1 protein-coding gene is annotated in these 562 nt (G+C 71.4%); it reads right to left on the bottom strand.

From position 1 onward, the window contains the following. Window positions 1–555 (bottom strand): FAD-dependent monooxygenase (locus PKE99_RS38540; protein WP_271215168.1); only part of this gene is annotated, 555 nt, incomplete at its 3' end. Between the last annotated feature and the right edge of the window lie 7 nt (window positions 556–562).

Genomic DNA, 562 nt, shown 5'->3' with positions numbered 1-562 from the left:
GGCCCGCTTCCAGCCCGCTCCGCCGATGCCGGTCAGCAGGGTCATCTTGCCCTTGCCGACGACGTCGAGGGTCGAGAGCCGGCAGCCGTCCGGCCCGACGAGCCAGGCGTGCGGCAGCTTCGCCCCGGGGCGGGTGGTGGCCTGCAGGTACAGCTCGGGATGGTGCGGCCACTCCTCCGAACCGACGGTGGTGTCGGGTACGACCGCGGCGGACTCGTAGCGCTGGTTGAGCTCGACGCCGTGGGCGTTGAACTCGGTGTTCTTCAGCTCGAGGGCCTCGTAGAGCCGCTCGCGCAGCGCCACCCCCTCGGGGCTGGCTTCCCTGAGCTTGGCCAGCCCGTCGCGCACTGGGTCGTCGCTGTCCGCGGCCAGCCACTCGCGCAGCCCGGCATAGTCCTTGCGGGACTGGTTGGCCCGGGCGACGATCTGCTTGCCGACCGGCATCCGCTCCGGGGTGTAGGAGTCGAGCAGGCCGGCCCCGGCGTGCCCCTTGACGACGTAGGCGACCTTCCAGGCCAGGTTGAACGCGTCCTGCATGGAGGTGTTCGATCCCAGCCCGGAC

Source organism: Pseudonocardia halophobica (genome assembly GCF_027922425.1).
Taxonomy (GTDB): domain Bacteria; phylum Actinomycetota; class Actinomycetes; order Mycobacteriales; family Pseudonocardiaceae; genus Pseudonocardia; species Pseudonocardia halophobica.
Note: the sequence above shows the minus strand (reverse complement) of the source record. Positions and strands in the feature narration are given on the sequence as shown.